Source organism: Sphingopyxis chilensis (assembly GCF_035930445.1).
Taxonomy (GTDB): Bacteria; Pseudomonadota; Alphaproteobacteria; order Sphingomonadales; family Sphingomonadaceae; genus Sphingopyxis; species Sphingopyxis chilensis.
Genome location: NZ_CP142394.1, coordinates 3,737,492 through 3,755,840 on the forward strand (window position 1 = coordinate 3,737,492; position 18,349 = coordinate 3,755,840).

Genomic DNA, 18,349 nt, shown 5'->3' on the forward strand with positions numbered 1-18,349 from the left:
CGCGGCTTGTCACCTGCCGCGCCTCAATGAAAATCCCTCGACTTGGGCAAGATGCGGACGTTGCGCGGATGGCCGTGCTTTGCCGCATGGCCGCGCGGCAGCTGCGGATGCCTGACCTCGTCGGCGCGGCAGACTTCGGGGTCGAAGCGCCGGTCGCTCCCCAGCGTATCGAGCATCGCCGTGCGGTCGACGATGCGCGTCGCCATCAGGTGGATCACGCCTTCCTTGCTCCGTTGCACTTCGCCCTCGGCGAGCATCAGCCGCGACGCCATGACGGCGCGGCGTTGGCGTTCGAAATGGCGCGCCCAGAGCAGGATGTTGACGATCCCGCCCTCATCCTCGAGCGTGATGAAGATCGCATTGCCCTTGCCGGGGCGCTGGCGGATCAGCACGACGCCGGCGGTGCGGACGATCGACCCGTTCTTCGCCGCCGCGACCTGGGTGGCGCTCAGCACGCCTTCGCGCTCGAAATCGCGGCGCAGAAAAGCCATCGGATGGCCTTTCAGCGACAGGCGCGTCGTCTGGTAATCGGTGAGCACATCTTCGACCATCGGCGTCGGCGGCAGCGCGGCATCCTCCTCGAAGCCCAGCTCGTTCGCCTCGGCCGCGCCGAACAGCGGCAACACCCCCTGCCGCACCCGTCGGGCGTCCCACAGCGTCGGGCGTCGGTCCTGCCCCATCGAGCGGCACGCATCGGCATCGGCGAGCAGGCGCAGCGCGCGCGATGGCAGGTTCGCCCGGCGCGCGAGTTCCTCGACCGAGGCGAAGGACGAGGATCGCGCATCGGCGATCTGCCTTGCCCATTCCTCGCGAAACCCGTCGACCTGCCGGAAGCCGAGCCGCAGCGCGAGACTGCCGTCGTCGCGTCGTTCGAGGCTGTTGTCCCAATAGCTCGCATTCACATCGACCGCGCGCACCTCGACCCCATGCTCGCGGGCGTCTCGCACGAGCTGCGCGGGGGCGTAGAAGCCCATCGGCTGCGCGTTCAAAATCCCGCAGGCGAAGACTGCCGGATGGTGGCATTTCAGCCACGATGAGACATAGACGAGCTTGGCAAAGGATTGGGCGTGGCTTTCGGGAAAGCCATAGCTGCCGAAGCCCTCGATCTGCTTGAAGCATCGGGCCGCGAAATCGGCTTCATAGCCGCGGCGCACCATGCCGCCGATCATCTTCTCCTTATATTGGTGGATCGTACCGGCATTGCGGAAGGTCGCCATGGCGCGTCGCAGGCCGTTGGCTTCGTCGGGGGTAAATTCGGCGGCGACGATGGCGAGCTTCATCGCCTGTTCCTGAAAGAGGGGGACGCCGCATGTCCTGCGAAGCAGATTGTAAAGTTCCTGCGGGTCGTGCGGCGGCGCGGGGGAAGGAAAGTCCACCGCCTCTTCCCCATTGCGGCGCTTCAGATAGGGGTGGACCATATCGCCCTCGATCGGTCCCGGCCGGACGATCGCGACCTGGATGACAAGGTCATAGAATTCGCGCGGGCGCAGGCGCGGCAGCATGTTGATCTGTGCGCGGCTCTCGACCTGAAAGACGCCGATACTGTCGCCCTTGCAAAGCATGCCATAAACGACCGGGTCTTCCGGCGGGACCGATTTGAGGTCGTGGTCGTCCAGACCGTGCAACCGCATCAGGTCGAAGCATTTGCGGATGCAGGTCAGCATCCCGAGCGCGAGCACGTCGACCTTCATCAGTTTGAGTTCGTCGATGTCGTCCTTGTCCCATTCGATGAAGGTGCGGTCTTCCATCGCGGCATTGTGGATCGGTACCGTCTCGTCGAGCCGGTCCTCGGTCAGCACATAGCCGCCGACATGCTGCGACAAATGGCGCGGGAAGGTCAGCAGTTGCGCGACGATCCACTGCAGTCGCGCAATATCATCCAGCTCGGGATCGAGACCGGCTTCGATAAAGCGTTCGACCGGCATCTCGCTGCCCCAGCTGCCCCAGGTCGTGTCGGCGAGCCGCTGCGTGACATCCTCGCTGAGCCCCAGCGCCTTGCCGGCCTCGCGCACCGCGCTGCGCGGCCGGTAATGGATCACCGTTGCGGCGATGCCCGCACGCCGCCGTGTGTAGCGGCGATAGATATATTGCATCACCTCCTCGCGCCGTTCGTGTTCGAAATCGACGTCGATGTCGGGCGGCTCGCGCCGTTCTTCGGACAGGAAACGCGTGAAGAGCAGATTGTTCGCGATGGGGTCGATCGAGGTGATTTCGAGCAGATAGCAGACGAGCGAATTGGCAGCCGATCCGCGCCCCTGACAAAGGATGGGCGGGTCCTGCGTGCGGGCGAAATTGACGATGTCGTGGACGGTCAGGAAATAGCAGGCGAAGTTGCATTTGCGGATGAGCGAGAGCTCCTCGTCGAGCACCTCCTGCCAACGGTCGGGCAATCCATCGGGATGAAGCCTGTTCGCGGCTTCCATCACCATATGTTCGAGCCAGCTTTGGGGCTCCCAGCCTTCGGGGACCGGTTCGTGCGGATATTCATATTCCAGGTCGCGCAGCGAAAAGGTGATGCGATCGAGAATCTTTCCGCTCTCGTCGACCGCTTCGGGGCAGGAGCGGAAAAGACGGCGCATTTCGTGCGGTGACTTCAGATGACGTTCGCCATTGGCGCGCAGCAGGCGGCCGGCATCATGGAGGTTCGTGCCCTCGCGGATGCAGGTGACGACGTCGTGGAGTGGTCGCTGCCCGCGCGTCGCGTAAAGTGCGTCGTTGGTCGCGAGCATCGGAATGCCGACGCGGTCGGCCAGGGATGACAGGCGGGCGAGATGGCGACGATCGCTGCCGCTCCTCGGCATCGTCGCGCCGAGCCATAGCGAGTCCGGTGCGATCTCTTTGAGGCGGCGCAACTTGGCTTCATCCTTCTCGCTCGCCATCGCGATCAGGATCATGTCTTCGCAGTGGATCAGCAGGTTTTCGAGCTTCATCACGCAGCCGCCTTTTGTCGTACGGCGATTGCCGATGGTCAGCATCCGCGTTAGCCGGCCCCAGCCATGGCGCGTGGTCGGATAGGCGATGATGTCGGGCGTGCCGTCGTCGAAAACCAGCCGGGCGCCGACGACGAGCTTTATGTCGGGGAACTCTATCCCGTCTTCGGCGGCATCGTCGCGCAGCTTGCGCAGCCCGGTCAGCGCGCGCACCACCCCCGCGACGCTGTTGCGGTCGGCGATGCCGATGCCGGTCATGCCGAGGGCGATCGCTTCCGCCACCATCTCATGCGGATGCGATGCACCGCGCAGGAAGCTGTAGTTGGTCGCGGCGACCAGCTCGGCGAAGCCCGTTTCGGGGCCGGTTTCGGGCGCATCGCTCATGCGAAGACTCCGTGGATATACCAGCGCGGGTCGGGCTTTTCGTCGTAGAGGCCGTGGCGAAAGAGCCAGAAGCGGCGGCCCTGCGCATCCTCGACGCGGTAATAGTCGCGCGTCAGCCCGCCATTGTCGCGGCGCCGCCACCATTCGGCGGCAATGCGCTCGGGGCCTTCGTAACGGCGGATCGCATGCGCCTGCCGACGCCAGCGGAACTGGTGCGGCGGGCCGTCGGGGACCTCCGCGATCACCTCGATCGGCTGCGGCGGGTCAAAGAGGTGGAAGGGGCGCGTCGGCGGCTCGCCGGGATCGGGTTCCTGCCAGGGCAGGGGCGCGGGGGCGTCGATCGCGGGCAGCTCGAGCTGCGCCTGCTCGGGGATATGCGTGTCGGCGGGTCGGAAGCGCCGCACGCGCCCGCGCCCGAGCCGCGTCGCCAACCGGTCGGCGAGTTCGTCGATCGCGGCGTCCTTCACCGCGCCGCCTTCGAGCTTGAGCTGGCTCGCGCCGAGCGTCTCGAGCCGCGGCACGGCGAGGCGGATCATGTCGAAGCCGAAGCCGGGGTCGAGCGGGTCGGCGAGGCCATCCATGCGCTCGGCGAAGAGGCGCATGACAAGGCCGGCGTCGCGCGTCGGATTCCCCGTCTCGATCGCAATCGTCCGCGCCAGGCCATCGCTGCGAAAGAAGGTCGCGCGGAAATGGCGCCCGCCCTTGCCGCGTTCGGCCAGGTCCTCGATCGCTTCGGCGGCGAGTTCGGTGAGGATTTTGGTCGCGTGGGCCGTGCTGCCCAGCGGCTCGGCGAAGCGGCGCTCGGCGACGACCGGCGGCGGTGCGATGCGCGGATCGAGCGGGCTCGGCGCATCGCCCAATATGCGGCGCAGCGCCATCGCGGCGTCGACCCCGAAACGCGCGGCGAGGTTCGCCATCGGGCGACTCGCAAGGTCGCCGATCGTCTTCAACCCCGCCCGCACGAGCGCGGTCGTCGCCTCGGCGTCGAGTTCGAGCGCGACGACGGGCAGGCGGCGGATCGCGCTGGCTTCGTCGGGGGCGGGACGCGCCTGATAGCGCGCGAGCGCGCGCGCGGCGTCGGCGGTGGGGCCGAGTGCATGGCGCAGCGTCATGCCGAGCCGTGCGAAGCGCATCTCGATGTCGGTGATCACGCCCGCCTCGCCACCCAGAAGATGTTCGGCGCCGGCGATGTCGAGGATCAGCCCGTCGGGGGCATCGAGCGCGACGAGCGGGGTGTAGCGCGCGCAGCCCTGCGCGAGCCGGTCGAGCCAGTCCTGATCGAGCACCGGATCGTGGGAAACGATCGTAAGGTCGCCTACCTGAGCGCGCGCATCGGCGAGCGGCATGCCGGGGCGCAGCCCCACCGCGAGCGCCGCCGCATCGACGCTCGCGAGGCGCATCGCACCGCGCTGTTTCTCGGCAAAGACGAGCGGTGCGTCAGGCCGCTTCGGCGCCGTGCGAAGCCATCGCTCGGCGGGCAGGAAGGGAAAGAAGAGTGCCAGATAGCGCCGTGTCGCCAGCATTTGGGCTGAAGCTTTGTTCGTCATGGTTCCAGTCCAGTCGCCAGCGCATCCCGGCGCCGCCGCCGCGCCAGCGCAGCAGTTCGAGGTCGAAGGCGGGCGCGCCGGGGGCGTTGGCTTCGAGGGCGTGGGAGGCGGCGGCGGCGACGCTCCAGCGCGTTTCGGCGACGCTCGGGGCCGGGGCTGCATTCAGCCGGAGCATCAGCAGCGTCGTGCCCGCATCGCGCGCGCCGAGCGCGAGGCGGCGTCCCGCCGTGAGGTCGAATAAAGGGAATCTGCCCCAGCTTTCGACGATCACCGCCGCCGACCCCGCGCAGCGGATCGCGTCATTCGCGCAGGCGAGCAACATCTTCGCATCGGGGGTCTCGACAAGAAGCAGCCGGTCGGGGTCGCCGCCGAGTTCGGCGATGCCGGGGGCATAGATATGACCGCTGCGCTTGCCGGCATCGCTTGTGCGTAGCCAGACGAGCGGCGCCCTGCCCGGCGTGCGCAGCGCGAGGAGTGCGGCGAAGGCGGCGGCGCTCGTCGCGTCGAGCGCGTCGGCGGCGAAAAATTCATGGCACCGCCCGACCGCGAGGCCGCCGCCCAGTGCATCGTCGAAGGATGCGTGTCCGCTCTTCAGCCAGCCCTCGGCCGGGCGGCTTTCGAAACCGCCACTGGCGGCTATCCGGGCGATGCGTTGGCGCAGCCCGGCGAGAGGGTAAGACGACTCGCGCATCATTTGTTCCTGATATGTTCTATTAGCGCTTTTGGGGTCGCGCTTGTCAAGAAGAGTCAGGATGATGGCTCTACACCTCGTCATTCCCGCTTTTGCGAGAATGACGAATGTGGTGGGTTAGGGCGTTTCCATCCCCGCGCGGCTGTCGCCGCCCAATGCGCGGAACAGCGCGATTCGCGTGCTGACGAGCAGCAATTGCGTCCCGATCTCGCTCCGCCGCGCCGAATAGAGGCTGCGCTGCGCGTCGAGGCTCGAGAGGAAGCTGTCGACCCCGCCCTTGTAGCGCGCATCGGTGAGCGTTGCCGTATCGGCCGCAGCCTCCGTATTCGCGGCCGCGGCGCGCACCCGCTCGGCGATCGTGCCTTGCACCGCGAGCGCGTCGGCGACCTCGCGGAACGCGGTCTGGATCGCGCCTTCATAGCTCGCGAGCGCGGCGTCGCGCTGCGCCTCGCTGACCGCGACCCCCGCGCGGCGGCCGCCCGCGTCGAAGATCGTCGCGCTGGCATCACCGCCCGCCGACCAGCTGAACGACCCGCTGTCGAACAGGCTGGAAAGCGCGTTGCTCGCGAAGCCGAGCAGGCCGGTGAGCGAAATCGACGGGAAGAGCTGTGCGCGCGCGACGCCGATATCGGCGTTGGCTGCGCGCAGGCCATATTCGGCCTCGATCACGTCGGGGCGGCGGAGCAGGATTTCGGAGCGGACCCCGGCGGGGAGCGCCACCACCGACGGCGTGACTTCGGTCAGACTGGTGGGGAGCCGCGCGCGGTCGATATCGCCGCCGACGAGCAGGCGGATCAGATTCTCGTCCTGCGCGAGCGCGGTCCGTTGCTGCGCGATCGAATCCTCGGCGGTGGCAAGGATCTGTTCGGCCTGGCGCAGGTCGGTGCGCGGCGCGACGCCGCCGTCGAGCCGCGCCTTGGTCAGCCGCACGTTTTCGCGCGCATTGGCGGCGGTGTCCTCGGCGATTTTCAGCAGGTCGCGGTCGGCGCCATAGGTCGCCCACGCGTCGGCGAGATTGGCGATCAGCGCGAGCCGGACGGTGCGCGACGCCGCCTCGGTTCCAAGCGCGCGGTTGCGGTCGGCTTCGGTCGCATTGGCGAGCTTGCCGAACAGGTCGAGTTCGAAGGCGGTGATGCCGCCGCGTAGCGAGAAATCGCCGCTGCCTCCGCCGCTTCCAGCGCCGCTGCTGGTGCCGCTTCCGCTCGAATCCGAATAGCCGGCGCCCGCGCTGATCCCGAGTTCGGGGAATTGCCCCGACCGCGTGACCCGCACCTGCGCGCGCGCGGCGGCGACATTGGCGTAAGCGACGCGCAGGTCGCGGTTGTTCGCGAGTGCCTGCTCGGTCAGCGACTGGAGTCGTGGATCGGTGAAGACGCTTTTGTACGAAAGGATCGGCAGCGCCGCCTCGCTCTGCAACAGATAGGCGTCGCCGGCGGGCCAGCTTTGCGGGACGGGCGGCGTCGGCAGCACTGTCTTTGGCGCGAGCGAGCAGCCGGCGAGCGCGAGCGTGCCCGCGAGCAGGAGGGCGCGGGTGCGAATCATGCCGGAACCTCCGCCGCGCCGTCACCCTTGTTCTTGCTGAACCGCGCGCGCGCCGCGGCGAGACCGTCGCGCACGCCGCGGCGGACGAGGACGAAGAAGAGCGGGATGAAGAAGATGGCGAGGAAGGCGGCGGTGAGCATGCCGCCGATCACCGAGGTGCCGATCGCGACGCGGCTGTTCGCGCCGGCACCGGTCGCGATCGCGAGCGGCAGCACGCCGAATATGAAGGCGAAGCTCGTCATCAGGATCGGACGCAGGCGGATGCGCGCCGCCTCGACCGCCGCCTCGATCACGCGTTTGCCCTTGCGTTCTTCCTGCTCGGCGAATTCGATCATCAGGATCGCATTTTTCGCAGCTAACCCCATCGTCGTAAGCAGGCCGATCTGGAGATAGACGTCGTTTTCGAGCCCGCGTAGGTTCACCGCGAACACCGCGCCGATCAGCCCCAGCGGGATGACGAGCAGCACCGCGAGCGGGATCGACCAGCTTTCATAGAGCGCCGCGAGGCAGAGGAAGACGACGAGCAGCGACAGGCCGTACAGCAACGGCGCCTGCCCCGAAGAGAGGCGTTCTTCATAGGAGGATCCCGACCAGGCGACGCTGGTGCCGGGGATTTCGTTCGCCATCCGCTCCATTTCGTCCATCGCCTCGCCCGAGCTGGTGCCGGGGGAGGGCTGGCCCGAGATTTCGAAGGCGGGGACGCCCTGAAAGCGCGAACTGCTGCTCGGCGTCGTCGACCAGCCGACGGTGGCAAACGCCGAGAAGGGCGACATTTGCCCGTCGGTCGAGCGAACGAACCATTGGCTGAGGTCTTCGGGCTTGGCCCGATAAGGCGCGTCGCCCTGGACATAGACGCGCTTGACGCGCCCCTTGTCGATGAAGTCGTTGACGTAACGCCCGCCCCACGCGGTCGCGAGCGTGTTGTTCACATCGCCATTGTCGATGCCATAGGCGGTCAGCCGCTGCGTATCGACGTCGATCTTCAGTGTCGATACGTCGGGCAGGTCGGACAGGCGCACCGAGCTCAGCTTCGGATTCTCGTTCGCCATCGCGAGCAGCTTTTCGCGCGCGGCGACGAATTCGTCGCGGCTCATCCCGCTGCGGTTCTGAAGCTGCATCGTGAAGCCTGCCGAATCGCCGAGCCCGCGCACCGCGCCGGGGACGAGCGCGAATATCTGTGCATCGCGCACGCCGGAGAGCGCGGCGCGCGCGCGCCCCGCGATCGCCTCGGCGCTCCGCTCCTCGCCGGGGCGCTCGTCCCAGTGGACTAGGTTCACGAAGCCCTGTCCGGTATTCTGGCCGACAGCGCCGCCGCCCCCGCCCCCGCCGGCGACAAGGAACAGCGCCCCGACATTCGCCTTTTCCTCGGTCAGCATATATTTTTCGACCATGTCGCGCACTTCGAGCGTGCGCGCCTGCGTCGCGCCCGCGGGCAGGCGGAACTGGACCGAAACGCGCCCCTGATCCTCATTGGGCAAAAACCCGCTCGGCAGACGGAGGAAGAGGAAGGCGAGGGCTGCGAGCAGCACGACATAGATGGCAAGGAACAGCCATTTGCGATCGACGACCTTCGTGACGCTGCCGACATAGCGGTCGACCGAGCGATCGAAGCGTGTATTGAAGCCGGTCTTGGCGCGCTCGAGAAAGGCGTGGACACGCGGGAAGCGACCGCCATTGCCCTCGTCGCCATTCTTCGGCTTGAGCAGGGTCGATGTCAGCGCCGGACTCAGGATCAGCGCGACGAGCACCGACAGCGCCATCGCCGAGACGATGGTGACCGAGAACTGGCGATAGATGACGCCGGTCGATCCGCCGAAAAAGGCCATCGGCAGGAACACCGCCGACAGCACGAGCGCGATCGCGATCAGCGCGACCTGCAATTCCTGCATCGACTGGATCGTCGCCTCGCGCGCCGACATGCCGGGATTTTCTTCCATTAATCGCTCGACATTCTCGACCACGACGATCGCATCGTCGACGAGCAGGCCGATCGCGAGGGTCAGTCCGAACAGGGTCAGCGTGTTGATGCTGAAGCCCAGCATATAGAAGATGCCGAAGGTGCCGAGCAGCACGACGGGCACCGCGATCGCGGGGATCAGCACCGCGCGCCAGCTTTGCAGGAAGACGAACATCACGAGGATCACGAGCAGGATCGCCTCGAACAGCGATTTCTGCACTTCGCTCACCGACAGCTTGATGAAGGTGGTCGAATCATTGGCATAGCTGTAGGTCAGGCCGTCGGGGAAATCGGCGCCAAGCTCGGTCATCCGCGCCTTGACGCGGTCGGCGGTCTCCAGTGCGTCTGCCCCCGGCGACAGCGAAATCGACATGCCCGCGCCCGGATGGCCGTTGATGCGCACGACCGTGCTGTAATTTTCGGCGCCGATCTCGACCCGTGCAATATCCTTGATCCGCACCGTCGCGCCGTCGGGCAGCGTTTTCAGCACGATATTCTCGAATTGTTCGGCGGTCTGCATCCGCGACTGGGCGGTGACCGTCGCGTTGAGCATCTGCCCTTCGGGCGCGGGGAGGCCGCCGACCTCGCCCGCCGCGACCTCGCTGTTCTGCGCGGTGATCGCCGCGACAACATCGTTCGGCATCAACGACACCGCGGCGAGCCGCTGGGGATTGAGCCAGATGCGCATCGCGTGCGGCGATCCAAAGACATTGACGTCGCCGACGCCTTCGACGCGCGAGAGAGGGTCCTGGATGTTGGAGGACAGATAGTCGGACACGTCCTGGAACGAGCGTGTGTCGGTGGTGTCGTAGACGCCGACGAGCAGCAGCGAATCCGAATTGGACTTGGTGACGCGCACGCCCTGTTGCTGCACCTGCTGGGGCAGGCGCGAGACCGCCGACTGGATCTTGTTCTGGACCTGCACCTGCGCGATGTCGGGGTCGGTGCCTTTTTCGAAGATCGCGGTGATACTCGCCTGTCCGCGCGAACTCGACTGCGAGCTGAAATAGAGCAGGCCGTCGATCCCGGTCAGCTGCTGTTCGAGAACCTGCGTGACGCTGTTCTCGATCGTCTCGGCCGACGCGCCCGGATAAGTCGCGCGAATATTGACCTGCGTCGGCGCGATGTCGGGATATTGCTCGATCGGCAGCGAAAAGAGCGCGCCGACGCCGCCGAGCATGACGATGATCGCCAGCACCCAGGCAAAGATCGGCCGGTTGATGAAAAGACGCGACATGGGGCGCTATTCGCCCTTCGTTCCGGCGCCGCTGCCCTTGGGCGTTCCGACCCGCTGTGCGCTGCTCGCGGGCACGGGGCGGACGGCTGCGCCCTGTCGCAGATTGCCGATTCCCTGCGTGATCACGCGCTCGCCGGGTTTCAGCCCGTCGGTCACGACCCAGTTGGCACCGGACGTGCGGTCGGCGACGATCTTGCGCCGCACCGCCTTGTTATCCTTGCCGACGAGATAGACGAAGGCGGAACCGTCGAAATCGCGCTGGACCGCGGCCTGCGGCAGCAGGATCGCCGACGGGTTCACCGCCTGGTCGAACATCGCGGTCACGAACATGCCGGGCAGCAACACTCCCGTGGGATTGGGGAAGCGCGCGCGCAGCGTCACGGTGCCGGTCGCTTCGTTGACCGTGACGTCGGAAAACTGGACCGTCCCGGCAAAACCATAGGTGCTGCCGTCCTCGAGGCGCAGGCGCACCGACGTGCTGCCGGCATCGACCCCGCCGCTTTCGATCGCCTGGCGCAGCGTGGTAAGCTCCGCGCTCGATTGCTGCATGTCGACATACATCGGATCGGTTTGCTGGATCACCGCGAGCGGCGTCGCCTGGCTCGCGCTGACGAGCCCGCCCGGCGTCACGAGCGATCGGCCGATGCGGCCGCTGATCGGCGCGGTGATCGTCGCGAAGCGCAGGTTGATCCGCGCGGTTTCGAGCGCCGCGCTATTCTGCGCGACCGCCGCGCGCGCCATCCGCGCCTCGGCAAGTGCGTCGGTATAATCCTGCTCGGCGACCGCCTGCATCTTGGCGAGTGGTTCGAGGCGGCGGGCGCGCTCTTCGGCCGCCTGCACGCTGGCGCGCGCGCTGGCGAGGTTCGCAGCGGCCTGATCGACCCCGGCCCGATAGAGGCTGGGGTCGATCTGATAGAGCGGCTGGCCCGCGCGGACGAAACCGCCCTCGGTAAACAGGCGGCGGCGGATCAGGCCATTGACCTGCGGGCGCACTTCGCTCGTTTCATAGGCGACCGTGCGTCCGCCGAGCGAGGTGGTGACGGGCACCGGCTGGACCGCGACGCTGACATAGCCGACCTCGGGCGCGCCACGTCCGCCCTTTTCCTCTTCGGCGGAACAGGCGGCAAGACACAAGGCGATGGCACACAGGGCTCCGGCACGAAGCAGCGGCCTCTTGTCCAGCATAGGGATTAATCTCGTTTCAAGTCAGAACGGGGAGGTTTTACGCCTATTCAACCCATTGCCCCGCCGCTGGCAAGCCCAATGGGCGCGTTGCGACAATTTGCGACAATTTTTCGGTTGGCAGCGATCCCGCGCGCCGCGGGCGAAAGTTGTCATACTAATGGGATAGTTGTCATACAATTTTTGCTTGACACGCGCTCGCTGTTTCCCGCATCATTCGTGACACCGGTTACCAGTTCCGGGCAACGAAACCGAAAATGGATGCGCGTTGGCCGGCTCGCAAGGGAATGGCCGTCAGACGCCATCCCCGTGGGAAATCAGGGGCGATCGGGCGACTTGCCCGTTGCCGGGTGGGAGGATGGAAATGGCTATTCAGGCAAGATGGGGTGCGGGAACATTGGCGAAGCTCGCGGGCGGCGCATCGCTGGCCGCGCTGGCAATGGCGCCGGCTTGGGCGCAGGACACCACAGCGTCAGCCCAAGAGGATGCGATCGTCGTCACCGGCATTCGTGCTTCGCTCGAACAGGCGGCCGACATCAAGCGCGAGGCCGATCAGGTGCTCGACGTCATCACCGCAGAAGACGTCGGCAAGCTTCCCGACGCGAACGTCGCCGAAGCGCTGCAACGTGTCACCGGGGTCCAGATTACCCGCGTCTTCGGCGAAGGCCAGTCGGTCTCGGTCCGCGGCCTGCAACAGGTGCGCGTCGAGGTCGACGGCCGCACGTTGCTTGGCTGGTCGGCGCGCCTGTCGCCGCCCGAGAACGACCAGCTCGGCCGCTCGTCGGGCCTCGATTCGGTGCCGTCGAGCCTGTTCGGTCGCCTCGAAGTGCGCAAGTCGCCGCTCGCGAGCCAGGCCGAAGGCGGGCTCGGCGGCACGGTCAATCTCGTCACCCCGAAGCCGCTGTCGTTCAAGGAGCCGACGATTTCGGTGCGCGCGCAGGGCGTCTATTCGGAAAATTCGGACAAGTTCGAACCCGCGATCACGGGCTTCGCGACGACCAAATTCGCCGACGGCCGCATCGGTGTCATGATCGCGGGCGAATATCAGAAGCGCACCTCGACGACGCAGACGTTCGAGCGCAACAATTTCCTCGACCGCAATTACACCGCCGGCGGGACGACCACCGTCCAGCCGACGCCGGTGCTGCTCCAATATGAACAATTCACCGTCGATCGCTCGCGGCTCGGCCTCAACGGCGCGATCCAGTTCGAGGTAACGCCCGAATTCACGATCACCGCCGACGCGCTTTACTCGAAGCTCAAGACCGGGCGCCGTCAGGATTTCTTCGCCTTCCGCCTGCCCACCGGCGCCAATCCGGTGACGGGTGCCGTCGTCGAGGACGGCATGGTCGTCGCGGGCAACGCAAACGGAACGGTCACCACTGCGGGGCAGATCCGCAACGAACCGACCGAAAGCTTCCTCTACGGGCTCAACGGAAAATATGAGAGCGACGGGCTGACGATCGAGGCCGACGGCTATTACAGCAAGGGCACGATCGACCAGACGATCCAGATCATCACCTTGCAGGGGACCGCCGCCGTGCCCGGCGCGTTCGATTTCCGCGACCAGACCATCCCGTCGCTGACGCTCGGCGTGACCTTCGACCCGACCGATTACGTCTCGTACAATCCCGCGAACAACGGCGTACGCAGCAACCGCCTGCGCGGCCTGCTCGAGGAATGGACGGGCAAGCTCGACGTCGGTTACGAGACCGCGGGCGGCGTCACGATCGCGGCGGGGGTGCGCTATACCGACCTCCACGCGCGCTCGAACGCCTTCCGCAGCCAGGTCACGCCGACGCGTGAGGAGATCGAACCCTATCTGAAGCTTGTCGATGCGGGCGATTTCCTGTCCGACATCCCGGGCACCTTCCCGCGCAGCTTTTTGAGCACCGCGCCGACCTTCGACTATGTTTTCACGCGCGCGCAGGCGGCCGAACCCAACCCTGATCCGAACGGGCGTTCGACGTTGCTGCCCAACCTCCAGCGCGACTATGACTTCAGCGAAAAGACGGTCGCGGGATATCTGATGGTGTCGGGAGAGGGCGAGATCGCCGGAATTCCATACAAGGCGAACGCCGGCGTGCGCATCGCCTCGACGCGCCTGTCGGTCGATTCCTATGTCAACGTCGGCGCCGTCAGCACGCTGGTCACCGACAAGAACCGCTATACCAATGTGCTGCCGAGCGCGAACATCGCCTTCAACGTCACCGACGATTTCCTGATCCGCGTCTCGGGCTCGCAGACGATGCAGCGCGCCTCGATCGCCGATCTTGCGCCATCGACCTTCTTCAACGCAACGAACCTGTCGGTCACCGGCGGCAATGTGAATCTCGAACCGCCGATCGCGACGCAGGCCGACATCAGCTTCGAATATTATACGGGGAAAAGCTCGCTGATCTCGGGCGCGCTTTTCTACAAGGACATCAAGAATTTCATCGCGAACTTCGTGACCACCGGCGTCGACCTCGATCTCGACGACCAAGGCCGCGAATTGACCTTCTCGCGCCCCGAAAATCTTGCGAGTGCGAAAATCAAGGGGTTCGAGATCGGTATCCAGCAGTTCATGGACTTCCTGCCGTCGCCGCTCGACGGTTTCGGTGTGATCGCGAACTACACCTATTCGGATGCCGAGGATAACGCCGGCTTCCCGCTCGTCGCGGTGTCGAAGAACAGCTACAACGTTGTCGGCCTTTACGAGAAAGGCCCCTTCTCGGCGCGCCTCGCCTATAATTACCGCGACGAGGCGGTGTTCGAATTTTCGCAGGGGCGCCCAAGCTTCGTCGGCTCGCGCTCGCAGCTCGACGCGCAGGTCGGGCTCGACATCACGAAGAATATCGCGCTGTCGCTGCAGGCGCAGAATCTGCTGCCGAAGAAATCGGCGACGACCGAGTATAGCAATTTCAACACGACCGCGCTCAACAGCTATGCGCTGTCCGAACGGCGGTTTTCGGTCGGCGTGCGCGCGAAGTTTTAAAACGGGTCCCCGGCATGGCGGCGCCCCGCCTTTCACTGGTCGCGCGCCGCCATGCCAAAGAGCCGCAGGGAGTTATCGGGTTATGATTTCGGGTGATCGGCGTGTGCGCCTTGTTTCGGTTCTGGCGCTGGGCGCGGCGCTGACTTTCCCGCTTCAGGCGCAGCCTGCAAAATTGCCCGAAATTCTCTCGGACGCCGCGACAATGGCGGCGAATCCGCTGCCCGACTTCAGTTATGCGGGCTATGGCTTCGGCCTCGCCGCCATCCCCGCCGACGCGGGAACGATCATCGAGATCACCGACCATGGTGCGATTCCCGACGACGGGCTCGACGATAGCAAGGCGGTGTTGCGCGCGCTCGCCGCCGCCAATGCGGTGAAGGGCAGGGTAACGCTGCGTTTTCCCAAGGGGCGCACGCAGATCACCGAAGTGCTGCGCATCACGCGCAGCGACATCACTCTCGACGGCGCGGGCGATGGTCCGGGCGGCAGCGAGCTCTGGTTCCCGCGCCCGCTGAAGCTGATCGACAAGAGCCATGATTATGACGAACTGCGCGACTATCTGGTGCGCGAGAAGAAGCAGCAGGTCGAGCCCCAGCATAATATCGACTATCTCTTCACCGAATATACCTGGGCCGGCGGGATGATCTATGTCGCGCCCGAGGGCAGCCGCCCCGTCTCCTACGACGGGACGAAGGATGTGCGCGACCCGGTGCTCGCGGCCGGCGTGTCAGGCAAGCAGTTCACCCGCACGCTGACGGTCGACGATCCATCCAAGCTCAAGGCCGGCGATGTCGTGCAACTCCAGTGGTTCTCGGTCGACGGGCCCAAGAGCCAGATTTTGAAGTCGCTTTACGGTCACACCGATCTTCCGATCGGCTCGCACCACTGGACCTTCCCGGACCGGCCCGTGGTCGCGCAGGCAACGCGCATCGCGGCGATCCGGGGAAAGACGGTGACGCTCGGCGACCCCTTGCTCCACGACGTTCGCGCCGACCAGCCCGCGGTGGTCGCCGACTGGCGGCATCTGACGAACGTCGGCATCCAGAATCTGCGGCTGCAATTTCCCCAGGCGCCGGCGTTCGGCCATCATCTGGAGCAGGGTTACAACGGCATTTACATGACCGGCGTCTTCGACGGCTGGATAAACGGGCTGACGATCGACCGGGCGGACAGCGGCATCCTCACCGACAATGCGGCCAGCCTGACGATTGCCGATATCACGACGACGGGCGACCGCAGCGCGCATTATTCGGTGCATGTCGGCGCGGTGCACAATGTGCTGGTCAAGGATCTGCAGGTCGCGAACCCCGTCGTCCATCCGGTCAGCATCAACACGCGCTCGACACGCTCGGTGTTTCTGCGCTCGGTCGTCGATCGCGACGCGGTGATCGACCAGCACAGCGGGTCGAACCACCAGAATCTGTTCGATCAGGTCGAACTGCACATCGATCCGAAGCAGGGCAAGGACGGCTGGCACTATCAGCTCTGGGTCGGCGGCGGCGCGCCCTATTGGAAGCCGGGGCACGGGCTCTACAACACGCTCTGGAACGCGAGGCTGGTGATGCCCGAAAGCGTGCCTGCCGATGCGACGGTCATGATTTCGAGCGGGCTCGAAGGGCCGGGCGAGCGGATCGTCGGCCTGCACGCCAACCGCAAGATCGCGGTCAGTTACACGCCGGCGCCCTATATCGAGGGCACGGGGCAGGCGGTCGATGCCGCGCCGTCGCTCTACGAATATCAGCTCGCGCGCCGGCGCGCCGGGGGCTAGTCCGCCGGCGGCGCGGTGACCGACTGGCGCTCGACGAAGGTCGAGGCGAGGACATTGCTATCGTCGGCCCCACCCTTGGCGCCCGGCCCCAGGAAATCGGGAACGAGCGTTTGCGCGGCGCGGATACCCATCTCACGGATCGGCCAGCGAACGGTGCTGAGCGCGGGCCAGATATGCGTCGCGGTGGGGCTGTCGTCGAAGCCGATGATCGACAGTTCGCCCGGCACCTTGATGTCCTTGCCGTGCGCGACGCTCATCAGGCCCGCCGCCATCTCGTCGTTCGAGCAGAAGACCGCGGTCGGCGGCGCGGCGAGCGAGAGCAGAGCTTCGCCCGCATCGATGCCGGCGGTGTAGCGGTAATTGCCCGGCGCATAGAGTTCGGCCGGAAGGTCGAGGCCGGCCTCGGCGAGCGCTTCGCGGAACCCCTCTTCGCGCTCGGCGGCCGAGCGGAAGCCGACCGGGCCGCGCACGAAGCCGATGCGGCGATGACCGAGCGCGATCAGTCCGCGCACCGCCTCGGCGACGACCTCGCGGTCGTTCGACGAAATGCAGTGCTTCGCATCGTCGATCCGCGCCGAGCCGATACGGACGTAACGCACGCCGAGGTCCTCGCAGAGCGCGGCCAGATCGTCATTCTCCGAAATCGGCGGCAACAGCATCGCGCCGATCGGGCGCTGCTTCTCGAGGAAGGTGCGCACGTCCTCGAGCATCTTGTCCGACCCGCGATCGACCGGGCGGACGAGCAGCGCAAGGTCGCTGTCCTTGATCGCGTCGAGCACTCCGCGCTGGAAATTGAGCACCGTCTGTGCGTTGGGATTGTCGTGGAGCAAGGCGATCAGGAAGTTGCGCCGAAAGGCCAGCGCGCGTGCCTGCGGATTGGGGACGAAGCCGAGCTGCTCGATCGCCTTTTCGACTGCGGCGCGCGTCTTGTCGGTGAGGAATTCGGAGCGGTTGATCACCCGGCTCACCGTCTTTTTCGAAACCCCCGCAAGCGCCGCGACATCGTTGATCGTCGGCTGTTTGCCCCCCGGCCCCTTGTTTTGTGCCGCCATATTCTGTCTTTCCCCTGCAAGCCCCTGGCCAGGCCCGCGCTTTCCTGTGTTGATGGGCGCTCGGACGCGTAAAATCAACGCCCGGCGGGGTGCCAACACCTCTTGACACCGGTTACCATCAAAACTAGCAAGGCGACAAGCCAGAAATATCGAGCGAGGATGCGATCCCATGTTTTCCAAGACCTATTACGCCACCCACCCCGTGATGATGGAGGAAGTGTCGAATGCGGAATTGCGCGATCGCTACCTGATCCAGAATCTGTTCCGTGAAGGGGAGTGCGTCCTCAATTACACCCACGCCGACCGCTTCGTCATCGGCGGCGTCGCGGTGGGCGGCGCACCGGTCAAGCTGCCGGCGCAGACCGAGCCACCGTCGGCCGCGGGCCACCCGTTCCTCGAGCGCCGCGAACTCGCAATCGTCAACGTCTCGTCGGTGGAAGGCACCGTCACCGTTGACGGCGAGAGCTTCACGCTCGGCAACAAGGATTGCCTCTATGTGACGATGGGCGCGAAGGACGTCGAATTTGCAGGGCAGGGCGCGCGCTATTATCTGGCGTCGTGCCCGGCGCACAAGGCGTTCACGACGCGCAAGCTCGGCATCGCCGACGCCAATGCGCTCGACCGCGGCAGCCTCGCCGAATCGAACGAGCGCACGATCTTCCAGCTCGTCATTCCGGGCGTGTGCGACAGCGCGCAGCTCGTCATGGGGCTGACCGTGCTCAAGGAAGGCAGCGTCTGGAACACAATGCCGCCGCACATCCACGAGCGGCGCAGCGAGATTTATTTCTATTTCGAGCTCGACAATGTCGATACCGACCGCGTCATGCATTTCATGGGCGAGGGCGAGGCGACGCGCCACATCGTCATGCAGAATGAGGAGGCGGTGATCAGCCCGCCCTGGTCGATCCACATGGGCGCGGGCACGAAATCCTATGCCTTCATCTGGGCGATGGCGGGCGAGAATCAGGACTATACCGACATGAACGTCCTCGACATCTGTCAGCTTTCGTAATCCACTTATCGTCACCCCGGACTTGATCCGGGGTCCAGACGACATGGCGGGAATGGATGCCGGATCAAAT

10 protein-coding genes are annotated in these 18,349 nt (G+C 65.8%); 3 read left to right on the forward strand and 7 right to left on the reverse strand.

Features of this window, described 5'->3' with window-relative positions; genetic code table 11:
- Window positions 1-23: 23 nt before the first annotated feature.
- From VSX79_RS17710 to VSX79_RS17735, 6 genes are all read right to left on the reverse strand, one after another.
- Window positions 24-3,314, reverse strand: a complete 3,291-nt coding sequence (locus tag VSX79_RS17710) for an error-prone DNA polymerase (RefSeq protein ID WP_326913977.1) — start codon at window positions 3,312-3,314, stop codon at window positions 24-26.
- Window positions 3,311-4,837 carry a Y-family DNA polymerase gene (locus VSX79_RS17715; RefSeq protein ID WP_257018257.1) on the reverse strand — a complete coding sequence of 509 codons (1,527 nt, stop codon included), beginning with the start codon at window positions 4,835-4,837 and terminating at the stop codon, window positions 3,311-3,313. Before VSX79_RS17715 ends, VSX79_RS17710 begins: the two co-directional genes overlap by 4 nt.
- Window positions 4,752-5,552: an ImuA family protein gene (locus VSX79_RS17720; protein ID WP_326913978.1), complete on the reverse strand. Its 801-nt coding sequence runs from the start codon at window positions 5,550-5,552 to the stop codon at window positions 4,752-4,754. Before VSX79_RS17720 ends, VSX79_RS17715 begins: the two co-directional genes overlap by 86 nt.
- 117 nt (window positions 5,553-5,669) lie before the next feature.
- Window positions 5,670-7,094 (reverse strand): efflux transporter outer membrane subunit, encoded by a 1,425-nt coding sequence (locus tag VSX79_RS17725; RefSeq protein ID WP_179497878.1) that lies wholly within the window; start codon window positions 7,092-7,094, stop codon window positions 5,670-5,672.
- Complete coding sequence (locus tag VSX79_RS17730; RefSeq protein WP_179497880.1) at window positions 7,091-10,288, reverse strand: efflux RND transporter permease subunit; 3,198 nt, start codon at window positions 10,286-10,288, stop codon at window positions 7,091-7,093. The genes VSX79_RS17725 and VSX79_RS17730 overlap by 4 nt, the downstream gene beginning before the upstream one ends.
- 6 nt (window positions 10,289-10,294) lie before the next feature.
- Window positions 10,295-11,473: an efflux RND transporter periplasmic adaptor subunit gene (locus VSX79_RS17735; RefSeq protein ID WP_179497882.1), complete on the reverse strand. Its 1,179-nt coding sequence runs from the start codon at window positions 11,471-11,473 to the stop codon at window positions 10,295-10,297.
- A gap of 361 nt (window positions 11,474-11,834) precedes the next feature.
- On the opposite strand from VSX79_RS17735, the gene VSX79_RS17740 reads away from it, so the two are divergent.
- Complete coding sequence (locus VSX79_RS17740; protein ID WP_326913979.1) at window positions 11,835-14,447, forward strand: TonB-dependent receptor; 2,613 nt, start codon at window positions 11,835-11,837, stop codon at window positions 14,445-14,447.
- Between the two features lie 82 nt (window positions 14,448-14,529).
- Window positions 14,530-16,215, forward strand: coding sequence for a hypothetical protein (locus VSX79_RS17745; protein WP_326913980.1), 1,686 nt, complete (start codon window positions 14,530-14,532; stop codon window positions 16,213-16,215).
- On the opposite strand, the gene VSX79_RS17750 is transcribed toward VSX79_RS17745, so the two are convergent.
- The gene (locus VSX79_RS17750) at window positions 16,212-17,267 is read right to left on the reverse strand and encodes a LacI family DNA-binding transcriptional regulator (RefSeq protein ID WP_179497888.1); all 1,056 of its coding nucleotides are present in this window, start codon (window positions 17,265-17,267) and stop codon (window positions 16,212-16,214) included. The two genes, VSX79_RS17745 and VSX79_RS17750, sit on opposite strands and share 4 nt — an antisense overlap.
- A gap of 169 nt (window positions 17,268-17,436) precedes the next feature.
- Between VSX79_RS17750 and kduI the strand changes: the two genes are divergently transcribed.
- The gene (kduI, locus tag VSX79_RS17755; RefSeq protein WP_326913981.1) at window positions 17,437-18,279 is read left to right on the forward strand and encodes a 5-dehydro-4-deoxy-D-glucuronate isomerase; all 843 of its coding nucleotides are present in this window, start codon (window positions 17,437-17,439) and stop codon (window positions 18,277-18,279) included.
- The last annotated feature ends 70 nt before the right edge of the window (window positions 18,280-18,349 follow it).

Excerpts from the sequence above, each read along its gene's own strand:
- VSX79_RS17710 (WP_326913977.1), bottom strand. The coding sequence starts at position 3,314 with ATGAGCGATGCGCCCGAAACCGGCCCCGAAACGGGCTTCGCCGAGCTG.
- VSX79_RS17715 (WP_257018257.1), bottom strand. The coding sequence starts at position 4,837 with ATGCTGGCGACACGGCGCTATCTGGCACTCTTCTTTCCCTTCCTGCCC.
- VSX79_RS17720 (WP_326913978.1), bottom strand. The coding sequence starts at position 5,552 with ATGCGCGAGTCGTCTTACCCTCTCGCCGGGCTGCGCCAACGCATCGCC.
- VSX79_RS17725 (WP_179497878.1), bottom strand. The coding sequence starts at position 7,094 with ATGATTCGCACCCGCGCCCTCCTGCTCGCGGGCACGCTCGCGCTCGCC.
- VSX79_RS17730 (WP_179497880.1), bottom strand. The coding sequence starts at position 10,288 with ATGTCGCGTCTTTTCATCAACCGGCCGATCTTTGCCTGGGTGCTGGCG.
- VSX79_RS17735 (WP_179497882.1), bottom strand. The coding sequence starts at position 11,473 with ATGCTGGACAAGAGGCCGCTGCTTCGTGCCGGAGCCCTGTGTGCCATC.
- VSX79_RS17740 (WP_326913979.1), top strand. The coding sequence starts at position 11,835 with ATGGCTATTCAGGCAAGATGGGGTGCGGGAACATTGGCGAAGCTCGCG.
- VSX79_RS17745 (WP_326913980.1), top strand. The coding sequence starts at position 14,530 with ATGATTTCGGGTGATCGGCGTGTGCGCCTTGTTTCGGTTCTGGCGCTG.
- VSX79_RS17750 (WP_179497888.1), bottom strand. The coding sequence starts at position 17,267 with ATGGCGGCACAAAACAAGGGGCCGGGGGGCAAACAGCCGACGATCAAC.
- kduI (WP_326913981.1), top strand. The coding sequence starts at position 17,437 with ATGTTTTCCAAGACCTATTACGCCACCCACCCCGTGATGATGGAGGAA.